This window comes from Psychrobacter sp. M4, assembly GCF_055699795.1.
The window spans coordinates 2,255,323-2,271,837 of sequence record NZ_CM146740.1 but is presented as its reverse complement, the minus strand read 5'-3'; the positions used below and the strand labels follow the sequence as shown (position 1 = coordinate 2,271,837).

Sequence of the window (16,515 nt, the reverse complement as noted above, 5' to 3'; positions counted from 1 at the left end):
AAAGCTTATAAACTAAGTACATAAAGTAAGGTGCGCTAATGATCTCAACGATTTTTAATATTCAAAGCTATAGTTATCCGCAAAACTTCGTTGAGATCAAACCCAAGCTTGCACGTCTAGAGCAAGCGATCAAAAAGCTAGAAGCCAATCTGGTTGAAGCAAATAATGAGATATTAGAGGAACGACTACGTAATGAGTTGGGTCTAAAGGTCGACTATGCTCGTGAGCTTAATGCTAATCAGTTATTGGCAGCCACAACCATTGAAGGTAAAGCTTTGGTTATTGCTGGTGCAGGTTCTGGCAAGACTAAGACGCTGACTTATCGTACTAGCTATTTATTAGAAAACGGTATAGCTCCCAAACAGATATTGCTACTTACTTTTACTCGAAAAGCGGCCAATGAGATCAAAAGCCGCGCAAAGGCTTTACTGACCAATAGCTTGTCTGATGACGAATTATCTGAGGATGTTTTGTCAACTCATACAATGCCTACTAGCAAAGCGCTAAATGATATCACTAGCGGCACTTTCCACTCTTTTTGCAATCGGCTTTTGCGTCAATACTCTAAGTTGCTCGGTATCAATCCGCGCTTTACTATCTTGGATACGGGTGATAGCGAGGACGCCATTGATCTAATCTATAAAGAAAAAAAGTATCCAGCGCAAACCAAAAAACAAGCTTTTCCGCGCAAAAGCACCCTACAAAATCTCTTCTCTACCTCTAGGAATCGTCGCATTCCCATTCGTAATCTAGTTGAGGATAACTATCCTGATATCGCTATTCATATTCCTATCATTGAGCAATTGGCTATCGATTTTCATGAGTATAAACGCGCCAATCACTTATACGATTTTGACGATATTATCAGCCAAGTGGTGCGCCATCTAAAGTCTAACGATAAGTTTCGGCAGCTCCTGCAAGAGAATTATCGCTATATCATGGTTGATGAATACCAAGATACCAATATTCCGCAAAAGCAGCTTATTGATCTAATCTGTGCTCCTGCGTCCGTGTCACTTATGGTTGTCGGTGATGATAATCAAAGTATCTACGCCTTTCGCGGTGCTAATTACGAGAATATTTTACTGTTTGGTGAGACTTATCCTGAGGCAAGGCTGATTAAGCTTGAGCAAAACTACCGTAGTACGCCCGCTATTTTAAATTACATCAATGCTTTGTCGGCGAACATTACTCTAGGCTATCAAAAGCAGCTATATTCAAATGCTACTATCACGGGTGATAAGCCCGTCTTTAGCCGTGCCAGTGATGAAACCCGCGAGGCCAAATATATTGCGGATAAAATCGTCGAACATAAAGCCGATTTTGATTATAGCGATTGTGCGGTGCTCTGCCGAACCTCTTTTCAATCCAACTACGTGCAGCTGGAATTTATGGAGCGCCGTATTCCCTTTATCGTCGTGGGCGGTATCAAATTCATTGAGCGTCGCCATGTCAAGGACGTGCTAGCGTTCGTAAAAATTCTTTATAACCCCAATGATACCATTGCTTGGCATCGCATTTTGACCTTGTTTAAAGGGGTAGGGGCAGTCACTGCTACGCGTCTAACGCAAGCAATCAATAGCGACGACAACTCGTTTGAACCCTTGCTATTACCGAAATTTAGCAAGAAAAGTCCGCAACTTGAGCCGTTATACACCACCTTAACTAAAGCGCAACAAGCTCAGTCAGTCGAGACCATTATTGAGCTGATCCTTGATTTTTATATTCCTGTGTTAAAAACGGTTGAGGAGAATTGGCGCGAGCGCAGTGAGGACTTTCGGGTACTCAAAAACTTAGCGACAGAGTACCGCAGCCTCGATGACTTTCTAGAAAATCTAGCCCTTGATCCGCCTAATGATTCAGTCGCGGCGATGGATACGACCGAGGGCAATGACAGCGATGAAGATAAAGACAAAGTGACGATCTCAACCATTCATAGCGCCAAAGGGCTGGAATGGCCGGTAGTTTTTGTCAACTCACTCGTTGATGGCATGACGCCGCACTATCGCTCCTTAGATGATTTTGAAGAGTTAGAAGAAGAACGTAAGCTGTTCTATGTAGCCTGTAGCCGAGCTAAAAATAAGCTGTATTTGACCGCGCCTGATTACTTTGCCAGTTATTCTGGCTACTTTGATAAACCGTCAAGATTTATCGCCGAGTTGTCTGCTGATGAAGTAGAGGTTAAACGTTCAAGAAAGCTGCTTGAGACGCTGGCGAGTGATGATCCGGTTTGGTGGTAATCTATACCCCTCAATGCCCCACCGACGTTGAGAACACATTAATCACCACCACCCCGCCAATAATCAACGCAATGCCTGCTGCCGCTGGTATGTCGATACTTTGCTTAAATAACACCAAGCCGATGATAGCGGTCAATACAATACCGACGCCGCCCCAAATAGCATAAGCGATTCCTAAAGGAATAGTCTTTAGAGTTTGAGTCAAAAAGTAAAACGAGCAGATATAAAGTATCGCCACCATTAGCGTTGGCACTAGGCGTGTGAACTGCTCGGACTTGACCAAAAAAGTGGTACCCAGCACTTCAAAGATAATAGCTAGAGCTAAGAAACTGTAGCCAATCAAAACAGGGTTCATAAGGTGACTTCCAAATAATAAATGTACGCAAGATAACGGCGAATGTAGGTTTGAGTGCTAGCGATATGGGTGTAAATTGCACCAATTAAAAGCTAAAGCGAGCTTAGTACGGATAATTTGCATGATAGTTATAACTAAAAGTAATTTATAACAAAAAATTCTGTTAAATAGTGGTTTCATATTTAGTCTAATGCGTTATCATTGGCGTCTGATATTCTAGTCTCTATTATCTTATATTCCTAATAAAAAGGACAGGCTATGCGTTATGACGTGATTGTAATTGGTGCCGGTATGGTAGGTACTGCGGCGGCTTGGCATCTACAAAACAATGGTTCAAAAGTGCTATTGCTAGATAAAAAACTACCGGGGTCTGAGACCTCTTATGGTAACGCCGGTCTTATCCAGCGTGAGGCCATTCATACCCATCCGTTTCCGCGTCAGTTGACTGAGATGGTCAGGGTGCTTCCTAATCAAGGCACCGATATTCGCTACCGTATACCCGCTTTGCTACGCTATCATCAAGCGCTACTCCAATACTGGAAATACTCAACACCAGCTTCGGTCAAAAAAATAGAGTCCGAGTGGCAAACCTTGATTGAGCACTGTACTAGCGAGCATCAGGTGATGATTGAAGAAGCAGGTGCTGATGAGCTAATCACTCGTGATGGTTGGTTACAATTGCATCGCTCTGAGGAAACTTTTAAAAGTGCTATTGACGCGGCTATTAGTGCACGCGAGCAAGGTGTCGAGCACAAGGTTTTGAGCCTTGATGAATTAAAAGCCATGGAGCCTAATGCCAATTTTGATGGCTTCGTGGGCGCGATTCATTGGTTAAACTCTTGGCAAGTATCCAACCCAAGCGCTTTAGTGAAAGCTTATGCTAAAAGCTTTCAAGAGAAGCAAGGGACGATTATTGAAAGTAATGTCCATCAGATTTTACCTGATGTAAAAAGTAGCGCTGAAGATAAAGGCTGGCAAGTGATCGCAGAAGACGACACTTATTATAGCGATCATTTAGTGATTGCAGCTGGGCCTTGGTCTAATGATTTAATCAGACCGCTTGGTTATAATTTGCCATTATTCCCAATGCGCGGTTATCATCAGCATTTCAAAATTAGTGACAAAAATACTATTCATCACAGCATGTTTGATATGGATAAGGGCTTTGTAATGGGGCCAATGCAGCAAGGTATTCGTATCACTACTGGCGCTGAGATGACGACTATGAACGCGCCCAAGAATTTTGGACAATTAAAAACGGTACTTAAATTTGCTAGAAAGATCCTACCCCTAGAAGAAGCGGTAGAGAGTGAGGCTTGGGCAGGGTCACGCCCTTGTATGCCTGATATGAAACCAGTTATTGGACCTGCTGATAAGCACGATAAATTATGGTTTGCTTTTGGGCATAGTCATCAAGGTTTTACCTTAGGACCGATCACCGGACGTCTGGTTGAAGAGCTTATCCACGACAAACCTTTAACGGTGGACGTTAAGCCCTTTAATGCCACGCGTTTTTCTAAATAGTAGTCATTGACTCTACACAAACATCAATTTTAATAAAGTAAGGACAAACCATTATGAAGAAGATCAATAGCAGTCAACGTATGAGCGAGATCGTCATTCACAATCAGACCATTTATTTATCAGGTCAAGTTGGTAATGCGGATGATGATATCAAGGCGCAAACCTTAACTTGCTTAGAGAAGGTTGAGGCACTGCTTAAAGAGGTTGGTAGCGATAAATCCAAATTGCTCTCAGCGACCGTTTGGCTAAAGAGCATGTCGGACTTTGCCGCGATGAATGAAGTTTGGGATAACTGGTTTGAAGGCGTGCAGCCACCAGCACGCGCATGCGGTGAGTCAGCACTGGCACGTCCTGAGCTATTGGTTGAGATTACCGTTATTGCTGCTGAGTAGTTATTTGAATATAAAATTTGGATAAAAAAAGGACATGATACCGATATCGTGTCCTTTTTTGTTTTAAGCTCATCAAGTTGTATGAGCTTTGAGGTTTAAACTTTTATAAATCATGTTCTCGAAGCCAATTATCAATCATGATACTAAGACGTTTACCTGAAAAGCTCGGAAAATGACCACCATGAACGACACGGGTGGGTAGAGCATTTAAGCGACGCATGCTTCTTGCATAATCAAAGATATCACTATGCCAAGTATCTTCAATCAATGGACCGTCGTAGATCAGGTCGCCGGAGATTAAAGTTTGCGTAGCTGCTTCCCAAAGAGCAATGCCGCCTGGTGAGTGTCCTGGGGTATAAATGACTTCAAATTGCCGATTACCTAGATCAATGATATCACCATCTTCAAGCTGTGCAATCTTTGCAGGTGCAGGGATTTTATAGCCGGAGTGCGAATAAGGCGCTGGTGGTAGGGCATCGAACATCTCGTCATTAACAAACATATCCGCCAAGGTTCGCGCATTATCTGGCGCCGCGAGAATATCAGCTTCTGCAGAGTGCACATGGCAGCAGTCAAACTCGCCTGCCGCACCAATATGATCGAAATGGGTGTGGCTGGCGACACCGACCACTTCGCGCTCAGTAAGCAGCGCCACATGACGGCGCAGAGGAACGGCGCCCAAGCCAAAATCTACTAACAAATCGCGCTTACTCCCCCGTACGTGCCAAAGATTACAGCGAAAAAATGGCTTAATCCACGGCTCATCAATAAGGGTGATATCGTCGCTCATACTTTGGGTTCGATACCATTTTTCCGGCTCAATACGCGGTAGGATATGATTCATAAGTCAGCTCCATTCAGCTTTTGTAGATCTGTTAGATAGTCTTGATGGCTGCGGCTCTCTTGGATTCGGTTTAGGTCTATATCTACTATTAATACCCCAGAGTCCCTGCCAAGGCTACCTAAAACTTCACCGTCAGGACCAGCTACGAGGCTATGACCGCAGTAGTGCAGCGCGCCTTCTACGCCGGAGCGATTAACACAAGCAACGAAACATTGGTTGTCCATTGCGCGGGCACGAACTTGTAGTATTTGCCGATCGGCATTCGGTAGCATATTGGCAGTAGGGGACAGTATGATCTGCGCCCCTGCTTGAGCCAATTCGCGGGCTATCTCCGGGAACTCATTATCATAGCAAATCATTAGCCCTAAGCGTCCGAGATGGGTGTCGATTACGCAGCCCTCTTTACCCGCTGTAAAGTAATCATTTTCACGATCCCACAGCTGACGTTTGTGATAGGTGGTGAGACGCTTGCCAGTATCGTCGAATAAAACCGCTGAGTTAGTGAGTATCTCATCAGATTGACGCTGGGCAAGTCCAAATAAGATATGTAATTTGTACTCGCTAGCAAATTTAGCGACTTGGTTAGAGATCGGACCGTCCTCTGATTCGGCCAAACTATCAAGACGATCAAAAATATTGTAACCCGTCAGTGCCAACTCTGGTAGGACAAGTAGGTCTACTTGAGCGTTGGTAGCAAGCTTGCAGAGGCTTTTTAAAGCTTTTAGGTTAGCTTTAGCGTCGCCCCATGCTGGATTGGTTTGCGCAAGCATTAATTTCATCGTAGGGATGCTCCTAAGTTTGACTGATAGAAGGGTTTGGACGAGTAAACAACTTTACGCCTAGCCAATAGAGCCCACCAGTAATAACAAAGACCGGTAATGAAGCGCCAAAAGGTGGCGGCGCAATAATGGCCCAGTAGGCGGCAAGGCTTGCGCCAATCAGATAGGCACCGATAGCCACTTTTGCTGTAGGTCTTCCTAATTGCCGACGAGCATGGAGAAGCTCCGCTCTATAACCATCACGGCCAACGAGATAATAATCGACGATCATCACTGAAAACGCTGGAATGAACAAAGCGCCGACTAACAATAAAAAGTTTTGAAACTGATCCAAAATACCCGGAATAAGTGCACCAAAGATGGTCACTAAACCGATTGCCAAGGCAGGCTTCCAAAAGCTCATGCCGGGAGCGACGTTCATACATGATAATGTAGCACTATAAACCGCCATGACATTGGTAGTCATTACTGAAAAGAAAATGACTAAGGCTGCAGGTATTCCAAAGCCAAAACCGGCGAGCAATCGCGTTGGGTCATAGGTCTGCTCCATGCCGTTTAAAATAGAAAGCCCGGAGATAGTAGCGCCTAAACCCATAGCGACTAAAGCGGCCATGATATAACCAAAATAGGTCGCCCATATGGCAATGCGCGGGGTTTTACAGTTGCGATTATAGTCTGCAGCTGACGATATCCAAGAGAATGCTGTGGCGATAACGATATCAAAAGCAATACCCAAAGTGATGCCATTACGCGCTTCAACTGGCATATCAAAGAGCGCCGATACCTCGTAGTGTTGATTAAGCTGGTAGAGGACGATAACGGTGAGTCCTGCCATCGCCAGTGCCGCCCAGCGCTCCACCTTCTCGATACCCAAATGCCCGCGTAGTACGATCAATACGACGATACTCTCACACATAATGGTCATAAGTGGCAAGTTGCTATAGCCCGTTGTGGCTTCGATAGCGTAGTTGAGACTCATGCCAGCAAGTAGAGCTTGAATACAGCTCCAAGCGATCAGCACCCCCATGTTAACTAAGGAGATCATTTGACTACCAACTGGACCATAAGCGCGGCGGGTCAGCGCCATTGACGGCATACCGGTATGCTGTCCCATCAGACCTACTAATAATAGAGGAATAGCACCGATCAATGAACCTATCAAAACTGTGGTGATAGCAGTAGTAAATCGTAAGTCAGGTACCAATAGCATACCAGTCAAAATGGTAGTGACGACTATATTGGCACCGAACCATAATGCGAAGGTACCCAATGAATTTAAACTGTGTCCAGCGCTATCTGGAGAGAGGCCATCTTGGCCAAAAGGGGAGGGAGAAGCGGATTTGCTCATTATGGTTTTCCTTAACCAAATTATGTATTCATACCAGTGAATGCAGCGCACTGATAACGATAAAATCATCCATAAGTACATCGTATTAAAAAAGCAAGGTTGTTAATTGTGCAGGTGGCAATTTCAACTGTGTTAATAGTAGGGTATCCTAGAAAAAACTTACCTGTATTCACAATACCTAAATATAATTTGTCGAACCATGGTAAAATTTAGAAGTAAACTTCTGTTATCTCGTAGTTAAGTGTGATATTTACTTAAAATTAGAAATAACTTATCCTTTATAGTCAGTACATAAATGTCAGTCTCCAATACCGTCTCAGTGGTTAGAGGTTTATAGAGTAAATAATAGTGTTCGATGAATTAATAAAGATTGATATGAAAACCTTGCGTAGCTTTATGGCAATCGTAGAGTGTCAAGGTGTGACTGCTGCTCAGTCTCGATTAAATGTTACGCCCTCTGTTATTAGTGGACACCTATCACATTTAGAAGATCGGTTGGGCATGACGTTATGTCACCGCGGTCGTGGTGGTTTTAGATTGACTGAAGATGGCGCTGCTGTATACGAGGCCTGTTTAAGCTTTCAAGAGGCCGCCGCGAGTTTTGAGCACCAACTGCACTACATTCGTCAGTTAGACTCGGTTAGCGGAGGGCATATTCGATTGTGTTTGGCTGATCAGTTGCCAAGCTTTTTTTATCAAGCGCTGCGTCAATGCTTGTCTGACAGTTATAGCAAAAATCCACTAATACATTTTTCTATTAACGTACAAAGTCCTGAAAATATGCTGGAGAATTTACTTAGCAACGAGAGTGATATTGGCATCGGTTATTTTGTCAGCTTTCCGCCCCAATTGACTTTTCAGCCTGCATTTACAGAAAAGCAGGTAGTTTGTTGTGGCCAGCAGCATGAGTTGTTTTATCATGCCGATAAGTTGACCTACGCTAACCTAGAACAACAATACGCTTGGGTAAAAAGAGGCTACGTTGTAGATCACAATATCAATCATATCCGTCCCAAAACGCTAAGTGCTACGACCTATCATATGGAGGCTACCGCGCAGCTTATTCTTGCGGGGCATCATGTCGGCTATTTACCTAATGATTTAGCAAAATATTATGAAGATAAAGGACTAATGAAGATTTTGCTACTTGAAGAGGCCAGTTATAAGGTGCAGCATCACTGGGCTTATCGAGAAAATCTGCATAAACAAGCTGAGAGTTTTTTGCAGCAGATGATCGAACAGCTCCCTTAAAAACATATTTTGAATAAAAGAGATATGGTTTCAAACAAACTTCCAACTACCAAGAATAAACGGACTTTACTACGAAAACTCAAAAGTTTACTTCTAAATTTTAGCATGGTTTAATAAACTAAATTTAGGTATTGTAAAAGTAAGTAACCTTCTATTTCAATAACTCGTTATTTCAGCAAGATGAACGATAAGTATAACTAAGGATATAATTATGTCATTTAATCAACCTCTAAGCGGCAATGAGATGCCAAGATTTGGCGGTTTTGCCTCTATGATGCGTCTGCCAACGCAAGCTGATGCTCAAGGTTTAGACGTCGCTTTTGTAGGGGTACCTATGGATATTGGCGCTTCAAACCGTAGTGGTGCAAGGCTAGGACCTAGGCAGATTCGCGATGAATCAAGAATGATTCGCCCGTACAATGTAGCGACTCGTGCCGCGCCATTTGAGTCGTTACAAGTTGCTGATATCGGTGATGTGCCTATCAATACTTTTAATCTGCTAAAAAGTGTTGATATTATCGAACAATTTTACACCGATAAAATCCTTGCTCATGACGCTATTCCACTAACTTTAGGCGGTGATCATACTATTGCATTGCCTATTTTGCGTGCTCTTGCCAAAAAACACGGCCCGGTAGGACTGGTACACATCGATGCTCATGCTGATATCAATGATGATATGTTCGGTGAAAAAATCGCTCATGGTACGCCGTTTCGCCGTGCGGTTGAAGAAAATCTAATCGATGGTAATCGAGTAGTACAAATTGGTCTGCGCGGTACTGGTTATAGTGCTGAAGAGTTTGATTGGTCAACCCAGCAAGGTTTTCGCGTAGTACCAGCCGAGGAGTGCTGGTATAAGTCGCTTACGCCGCTCATGGCAGAAGTTAGAGAAAAGCTGGGCGATGGTCCTGTCTATTTAAGCTTTGATATCGACGGAATTGATCCGGCGTTTGCTCCGGGTACTGGAACGGCCGAAATTGGTGGTTTGACATCAACGCAAGGTATTGAGATTATTCGCGGTATGCGTGGTCTTGACGTGGTTGGTGGCGACTTAGTAGAGGTGTCGCCGCCGTATGATCCGTTTGGTAATACTTCGGTACTGGCAGCGAATCTATTGTTTGAGATGCTTTGTATCTTGCCCGGCGTCCGCTATGACGAGAAGGTCAAAGCCGTTTATTAAAAATAAAACGCTAATACAATATATGAGACCATAATGTGATAAACCAGCCTTTAAAATCTTTTTAAAGGCTGGTTTATCCTTAAAACGGTGCTACTTATCTGCTGCTAATGCTATGGCTCAATGATCAAATCTGCCTTAAATATCGATAAAAATTTTCAGGATAATGGACTTATGACGCAATCAGTACCCACTTCAACGCAATCGGCAACCCCTCGGTCTACTTCTACCCCAATCACCTGCGGCGAGCTGCTCGTCCAATGGTTAGAGTACTATGGCGTTGATACCGTCTTTGGCATACCGGGCGTCCATACCGTCGAGCTGTACCGCGGCCTGCCCAGTACCGGTATTCGCCATATTACCCCGCGTCATGAGCAAGGCGCTGGATTCATGGCAGACGGCTACTACCGCGCCTCTGGCAAGGTTGGGGTGTGCTTTATTATTACTGGCCCCGGCATGACCAACATCATGACCGCCATGGCACAAGCGTTGGCGGACTCTATTCCGATGCTCATCATCTCAAGCGTCAACAACATAGCGCAAACGGGCAGCGGCGAAGGTCACCTGCACGAACTACATGATCAACAAGGCATGGTCAGCAAAGTCGCCCTCGCCAGCAAAACCATCTGGCAACCAGAAGCCCTACCTAAAACCATCGCCCAAGCTTTTGCTTTATTTAATGGCGGTCGTCCGGGTCCCGTGCATATCCAGTTGCCCATCGATGTCATCACCGCGGATGCCAGCCACGTTGCCAAACCGCCTACAAAAAACCAAGACGGCTCAAACCAAGCCAGCTCAAACCAAAACAGTTTAAATCAGTCCACAGCATCAACAGTTAAATTACCATCTCCTAATCCTGAACAGTTAGACCGCATTGTCGAGCAGCTACAAACCGCCAAAAACCCAGTCCTACTGTATGGCGGCGGCTGCGTCGATGTCGATAGCGACGCGCAGACACTGGCCGAGCTGATAGACGCACCAACCTTTTTAACTATTAATGCCAAAGGACTATTGCCGCCTGCACACCCTTTAAGCTTAGGCAGTAATCAATCCCTACCAGCGGGCCGAGCACTGATTGGAGAGGCTGACGTCGTACTAGCCATCGGTACCGAGCTTGGCGAGACCGACTATGACACCGTACTCGATGGCGGTTTCTCTATCAACGGCACACTGATTCGCATTGACTGCGATGCCGAGCAATTGCAGCGTCCCTTTATCGCCGATATTGCCGTATTGTCTGATGCGCAAAGTGCGATTAGCGGACTATGCCAGCGCCTAGAAAAAAGCGCTAAATCAGGATTAGATCATCAAGCTACCAATAAGGTAGAACAAGTTAAGCAAGTGATGACCCAAGAGATGCCTGCTAACTTCGCGGGACAAAACGCGCTACTAAAACTACTCAGAGATGAAGTTAAAGACGTCATCATCGTCGGTGACTCCACCCAGCCGGTTTATAGTGGCAACCATGGTTTTGAAGCACTAGCCACGCGTCGATGGTTTAATTCAGCAACCGGCTACGGCACCTTAGGGTACGGGTTGCCCGCTGCTATTGGTGCTATGCTCGGATCGAATAAACCGGTGATTAGCCTGATTGGGGACGGCGGTATTCAGTTTACCATTAGCGAGCTTATCTGCGCCGCTGAGCTTGAGCTACCACTCATTGTCCTATTATGGAACAACCAAGGTTATGGCGAGATTCGCACTTATATGGAGAATCGCGGACTGCCGCTGATTGGCGTCAGTATCAAAACCCCTAACTTTGAGCCACTAGCAGCAGGATTAGGAGCCGGGTATCGACGAATCACCGCTAAACAGCAACTAGTGGACGCCTTACAAGAAGACACTCAAGGCAAGCAGCCGATCATCTATGAGGTTGATGAAAGTGATGAGTTTCTTAAAGAGTTGGGCGCGGCGTTTAGCTATTTTAGTTAAACAAAGCTTTAGCTAAACATATTGAAGCCTGATCAGTTAAGAAGGTTTGTTTAAAAAGAACGTCTATGGTGTCACCAACTAACAATCTATCTGCTTTTAGCTTATCAGCTTTGTTGACTGACTTTAAAGGTGTGGTTGCTGCAGATCATGTATTAACCAAGCCCAGTCAGCAGCAGGCTTATGTGCAAGGTATGATTGATAATAACTATGAAGATGGTAATGGTACAGCTATCTTGCCAGTAGTGGCCGTGGTCATTCCGCAGTCTTTAGTAGAACTTTGGCGCGTGATCAATATCTGCGCTAAAGCTGACGTCATTATTATTGCTCAAGCGGCCAATACTGGACTGACTGGCGGCTCAACGCCATATGGTAAATATGACCGTCCAGTGGTGATGATCTCCATGCAGGCTCTGACAGGTATTTATCTGCTTAGTGGGGGCGCGGAGGTGGTTGCGCTACCGGCAGCAACTTTGCAAGAGTTAGAATATAAACTTGCTCCGCTAGGGCGCGAGCCGCATTCGGTGCTCGGCTCTAGCTGTGTTGGCGCGTCAATCATTGGCGGTATTTGCAATAGCTCAGGTGGTATGCTGGTACAGCGTGGCCCTGCTTATACTGAGATGGCGCTGTTTGCGCGGCGCAATGCAGAGGGTCATTTTGAGCTGATTAATAATCTAGGTGTTGATTTAGGCGACGAGCCAGAACAGATGCTAGATAATTTGCAAAAGGGGCAATTCAATAAAACCTTAGATAGCTCTAAGGTAAATAACAATAACGATAGAAAAAACTCAAATCGTCAGTATCAAACCAAGGTGCGCGACTGCGACGCTGACACGCCTGCACGTTTTAACAATGATCCAAGCGGGCTTTATGAAGCCTCAGGTTCTGCGGGTAAATTAATCGTCTTTGCGGTGCGAGTGGCGACTTATCCAAAGACCGCGCAAGAGCAAACCTTTTATATCTCCACTAATAATGCCGATACTTTGACTAAACTTCGACAGGGGTGGCTAAAAAGTACCCTGAATCTGCCAATCTTGGCAGAGTATATGCATAAAGAATACAATGACATTACTTTAACCTATGGACGCGATACCTGTTTGAGCATGCGTAAATTGTCAGCTGACAAGATAGGGGCGCTGTATCGTCTGCAAGCGAAAATTAATTATCATCTGGATAAATGGCATTTGCCAAAAACTTTGCCGGATCGGGTATTGCAACTGGCCTCAAACTTTATGCCAACGTCGTTGCCCAAAACTTTAATCAAGCAGGCGATCACAAACCAATATCATCTTATTATAAAAGTTGCCGATGATGATATTGAATCGGCTCATGAGTTTTTGCGCTCGCATTTGCAACAGCATCAAGGCACACTGCATCTTTGTACAGATGAAGAGTCGCAGGCGCTGTTAGTGTTTCGCAGTGCCGCGACTGCAGCGATGTTTCGCTATCATAATCTGCATAGCAAGGATTTTGGTGCGCTGTTATCGACTGATATCGCGCTGCCTAGAAACGCTGTTGATTGGGATGAGAAGCTACCCGCTCATCTACAAAAAAAGGTCAGCAAAACCTTTTATTTAGGACATTTTTTCTGTCATGTGATGCATCAAGACTATTTATTACATGCCAGCATTAACACTGATATTGATACAAAAACATTCAAGGATGAACTATTGGCCTTTTATGACCAGCGCCGGATTGAATATCCAGCTGAACATAATGTCGGTCATATCTATACTGCTAAACCTGAATTACATGAGTTTTATAAGGAACTGGATCCGACCAATTCGCTAAATCCTGGGATTGGTCAGGCAGTTAAAGGGAAAAATTGGCGGTCGTCGCCTAACTTGGAGGAGTAAAATGACGAATTATATTAATGAATCACAGCAGCCTATTCTGGGCACAGATGCTGTTGATTCACAAACCCCGCAAGGGAGCCAATGGCGAGCGTCATTGTGGAAGTTTTTATTATTTTCAGCACTAGGCATTGCTCTATTTATCATCCCGTTTCAGTGGGATGGCAAAGTGACCATTTTACTCGGGGTATTAACGGATACATTGCAAGCGGCTTTAGGCGGTTTTGTCGCTTATATTACCATTGCGATAGTGACTGCTTCCTTTGTCGGGGCGCTAGCGGTAAAAGTGCTAAGACCCAATTTGCATGAAGATACGGTAATGGCTAAGCTTTTCGACGTCGACTGGTTTTGGCTTGCCGCGCGCTTTTTAGGGATGCTGTTTATTTGGATGATTTTTCTGCAAATAGGCCCCGAATTCATTATCAATCGCAATACAGGGGGGGTAATCTTTGAGGACTTAGTGCCGATTTTGATTCCGCTATTTTTCTTTGCTATTTTATCACTACCATTTTTGACTGATTTTGGTTTGATGGAATTTTTGGGAACACTAGCGAGCAAGGTGTTTGTCAAGCTCTTCAAATTACCGGGGCGCTCGGCCGTTGATGCCATGTCTTCATGGTTTGGAGCCGCCTCTATTGGTCTTTTGGTGACCATGCAAGAGTACAACAAAAGCTATTATAGCCAGCGTGAAGCGGCGATTATTGCCACCACCTTTTCGGTAACCTCAATTGCTTTTACTTACGTTGTTGCCAAGACTATTGGCGTTGACAATAACTTTGTGTTCTTCTATTTGACCATTGCCCTAACAGGGTTTATAGCCGCTATTATTATGCCGCGCATACCGCCGTTATCATTAAAACCTGATACCTACCATTCAGGCAAGTGCATGCTTGATGAAGAGATTCCTAACCAATATAGCACTTATCAATGGGCGCTGAATCGGGCGGTGACTCGCGCGCATTCTATGCCAAGTTTAGGTACCGTATTCAAAAATAGCCTAAAAAACTTATTCGACATCTACTTTGGTCTGATTCCGGTTATTTTCGCTATTGGCACTATTGGTTTGGGATTGGCAGAGTATACGCCAGTATTCGATTGGCTAGCTGCGCCGCTCGTACCGCTGCTTGAATTATTGCAGATTCCGGAGGCGACGGCCGCAGCACCTGCGATGATTATGGGTTTTGCTGATATGTACTTGCCAGCTTTAGTAGGCAAGAGTATTGAAAGTGAGATGACCCGTTTTATCGTTGGCGCGGCTTCGATCACCCAGATTATTTATATGTCTGAGGTGGGTGCACTGATTTTAAAATCAAACATCAAGCTTAACGTGTTAGAGCTGTTCATTATCTTTATTATTCGTACGCTTATCAGCTTAGTAGTTATTACCTCGGTAGCTCATTTGCTGTATTAGTCATTTACTCACAATGCGAATAAAGCCGGTTTGATTTAATATCAGACTGGCTTTTTTTGTGATGGACAGTCGTATTTATTGATAAGTTTAGTGATCTAAGTTTACCCTTCTCTGTGAAATAGCCTAAGTAAAAATTTAAACAACATAAAATCAATTACTCAGATCATCTACTTAATGATAATAATTTTTTATCATTTGACACTAGTTAGGATACTGGCATATATTCAACTAGCGTATTAACTATATCCTCAAAATCTCAAGATTAAAGGCTTTAAGCCACATTAAAAATAACGATCAAAAATATAATTTATGATTAGCAAAGGAGTGCAGAGTATGACGAGGAAAATGAAAATATATAGCCATGATAATTTAAGTTTACATAGACCACTGCCTTATTTTTCTTATGGAAAAATGCACGAGCCATTAGAGATACCGGAGCGTATGACCGAGCTGTTAAAAGCTCCAAAAGCTCTGGGACTTGAGGTCACTACGGCCAAAGAGATCGGCATGGCACCGATATTGGCTGTGCATGATTTTGGCTACGTGGACTTTTTAAAGCATGGCTATAATGAGTGGATGGCAGTAGAGGAAGACTTGGGGCCGCAGGTACAGACCGGGATTTTTGTCCCCTATGATAATTTTGGACTGGGTATCATGGCAAAAGCAGCGAAGTATCAGGCCGATGATAGCGCGCCGATTAGCGAGCATTCATGGACGTCGATTTATTGGTCGGCGCAAACCGCGCTTAATGCAGCTGATGCTTTGCTAAATGACGATAGCGGTGCAAGCGATATACAGCTTTGCTTTTCACGCCCGCCCGGACACCATGCGCGCCGTAGCGCGGCTGGGGGCTTTTGTTACCTAAATAACGCCGCCATTATCACAGAATACCTACGCCAAAAGTATTCAAGAGTAGCCATTATCGATACCGATATGCATCATGGTCAGGGTATTCAAGAGATATTTTACGCGCGCAGTGATGTGCTCTATACGTCAGTACATGGCGATCCTGTGAATTTTTATCCGGCGGTCAGCGGCCATACTTTTGAGAGAGGCGTAGGTGCAGGTGAGGGTTATAATGTTAACTTTCCGATGCCGCACGGTACCGATGAAGCTGGCTTCTTTGATTATATCGATCAATCTATCGAGTCGGTTAAATTATTTGACGCCGATGTCATCGTGCATGTCCTAGGCTTCGATGTCTACAAAGATGATCCTGAAGCCAGATGTCAGGTCAGCACTGAGGGTTTTAAAATCTTGGCGCAAAAGATGAGAGCTTTGGATAAACCTGTTATTGTACTGGTTGAAGGGGGTTATTATCGACCCAAGCTTAATGAGAATTTGCAGGCCTTTTTGTCAGGGTTGATAGAATAGATTGTTTAAAGGGGTTATAGCTATTTTTGAGCAGTAGC

General features: G+C 44.4%; 13 protein-coding genes. 9 read left to right on the top strand and 4 right to left on the bottom strand.

The genetic code is table 11. The features are described 5' to 3' along the window. The first annotated feature begins 38 nt into the window (after nt 1–38). On the top strand, nt 39–2,240 hold the full coding sequence (locus ACR63N_RS09355; RefSeq protein ID WP_367104086.1) for an ATP-dependent helicase: 2,202 nt from the start codon (nt 39–41) through the stop codon (nt 2,238–2,240). Between the two features lie 10 nt (nt 2,241–2,250). Here the strand turns inward: ACR63N_RS09355 and ACR63N_RS09350 are convergent, their stop codons facing one another. Continuing rightward, on the bottom strand, nt 2,251–2,583 hold the full coding sequence (locus tag ACR63N_RS09350) for a DMT family transporter (protein WP_472782732.1): 333 nt from the start codon (nt 2,581–2,583) through the stop codon (nt 2,251–2,253). 270 nt (nt 2,584–2,853) lie between these two features. Between ACR63N_RS09350 and ACR63N_RS09345 the strand changes: the two genes are divergently transcribed. Beyond that, nucleotides 2,854–4,119 (top strand): NAD(P)/FAD-dependent oxidoreductase, encoded by a 1,266-nt coding sequence (locus tag ACR63N_RS09345; RefSeq protein WP_367104088.1) that lies wholly within the window; start codon nt 2,854–2,856, stop codon nt 4,117–4,119. A gap of 53 nt (nt 4,120–4,172) precedes the next feature. Beyond that, nucleotides 4,173–4,511, top strand: a complete 339-nt coding sequence (locus ACR63N_RS09340) for a RidA family protein (RefSeq protein ID WP_367104089.1) — start codon at nt 4,173–4,175, stop codon at nt 4,509–4,511. 103 nt (nt 4,512–4,614) lie between these two features. Here the strand turns inward: ACR63N_RS09340 and ACR63N_RS09335 are convergent, their stop codons facing one another. From ACR63N_RS09335 to ACR63N_RS09325, 3 genes are read right to left on the bottom strand one after another with little or no spacing between them, the layout of a single operon-like run. Next, nucleotides 4,615–5,355: an MBL fold metallo-hydrolase gene (locus tag ACR63N_RS09335; protein ID WP_472781905.1), complete on the bottom strand. Its 741-nt coding sequence runs from the start codon at nt 5,353–5,355 to the stop codon at nt 4,615–4,617. Beyond that, nucleotides 5,352–6,134: a carbon-nitrogen hydrolase family protein gene (locus tag ACR63N_RS09330; RefSeq protein WP_472781904.1), complete on the bottom strand. Its 783-nt coding sequence runs from the start codon at nt 6,132–6,134 to the stop codon at nt 5,352–5,354. Before ACR63N_RS09330 ends, ACR63N_RS09335 begins: the two co-directional genes overlap by 4 nt. 13 nt (nt 6,135–6,147) lie before the next feature. Then, nucleotides 6,148–7,482 (bottom strand): purine-cytosine permease family protein, encoded by a 1,335-nt coding sequence (locus ACR63N_RS09325; RefSeq protein WP_367104092.1) that lies wholly within the window; start codon nt 7,480–7,482, stop codon nt 6,148–6,150. A gap of 375 nt (nt 7,483–7,857) precedes the next feature. Here ACR63N_RS09325 and ACR63N_RS09320 point away from each other — a divergent pair, with 375 nt between their 5' ends. The 6 genes from ACR63N_RS09320 to ACR63N_RS09295 all read left to right on the top strand — a co-directional run bounded on the left by ACR63N_RS09320 (nt 7,858) and on the right by ACR63N_RS09295 (nt 16,477). Beyond that, nucleotides 7,858–8,733: a LysR family transcriptional regulator gene (locus ACR63N_RS09320; RefSeq protein ID WP_367104093.1), complete on the top strand. Its 876-nt coding sequence runs from the start codon at nt 7,858–7,860 to the stop codon at nt 8,731–8,733. Nucleotides 8,734–8,944: 211 nt separating this feature from the next. Continuing rightward, on the top strand, nt 8,945–9,913 hold the full coding sequence (gene speB / locus ACR63N_RS09315) for an agmatinase (protein ID WP_367104094.1): 969 nt from the start codon (nt 8,945–8,947) through the stop codon (nt 9,911–9,913). A 171-nt stretch (nt 9,914–10,084) separates the two neighbouring features. After that, complete coding sequence (locus ACR63N_RS09310; protein ID WP_472781903.1) at nt 10,085–11,842, top strand: 5-guanidino-2-oxopentanoate decarboxylase; 1,758 nt, start codon at nt 10,085–10,087, stop codon at nt 11,840–11,842. Nucleotides 11,843–11,907: 65 nt separating this feature from the next. After that, on the top strand, nt 11,908–13,695 hold the full coding sequence (gene dld, locus ACR63N_RS09305) for a D-lactate dehydrogenase (protein WP_367109590.1): 1,788 nt from the start codon (nt 11,908–11,910) through the stop codon (nt 13,693–13,695). Nucleotide 13,696: 1 nt separating this feature from the next. Further along, nucleotides 13,697–15,103 carry a YjiH family protein gene (locus ACR63N_RS09300; protein WP_367109589.1) on the top strand — a complete coding sequence of 469 codons (1,407 nt, stop codon included), beginning with the start codon at nt 13,697–13,699 and terminating at the stop codon, nt 15,101–15,103. Nucleotides 15,104–15,436: 333 nt separating this feature from the next. Continuing rightward, nucleotides 15,437–16,477 (top strand): histone deacetylase family protein, encoded by a 1,041-nt coding sequence (locus ACR63N_RS09295; RefSeq protein ID WP_472781902.1) that lies wholly within the window; start codon nt 15,437–15,439, stop codon nt 16,475–16,477. Nucleotides 16,478–16,515: the final 38 nt, after the last annotated feature.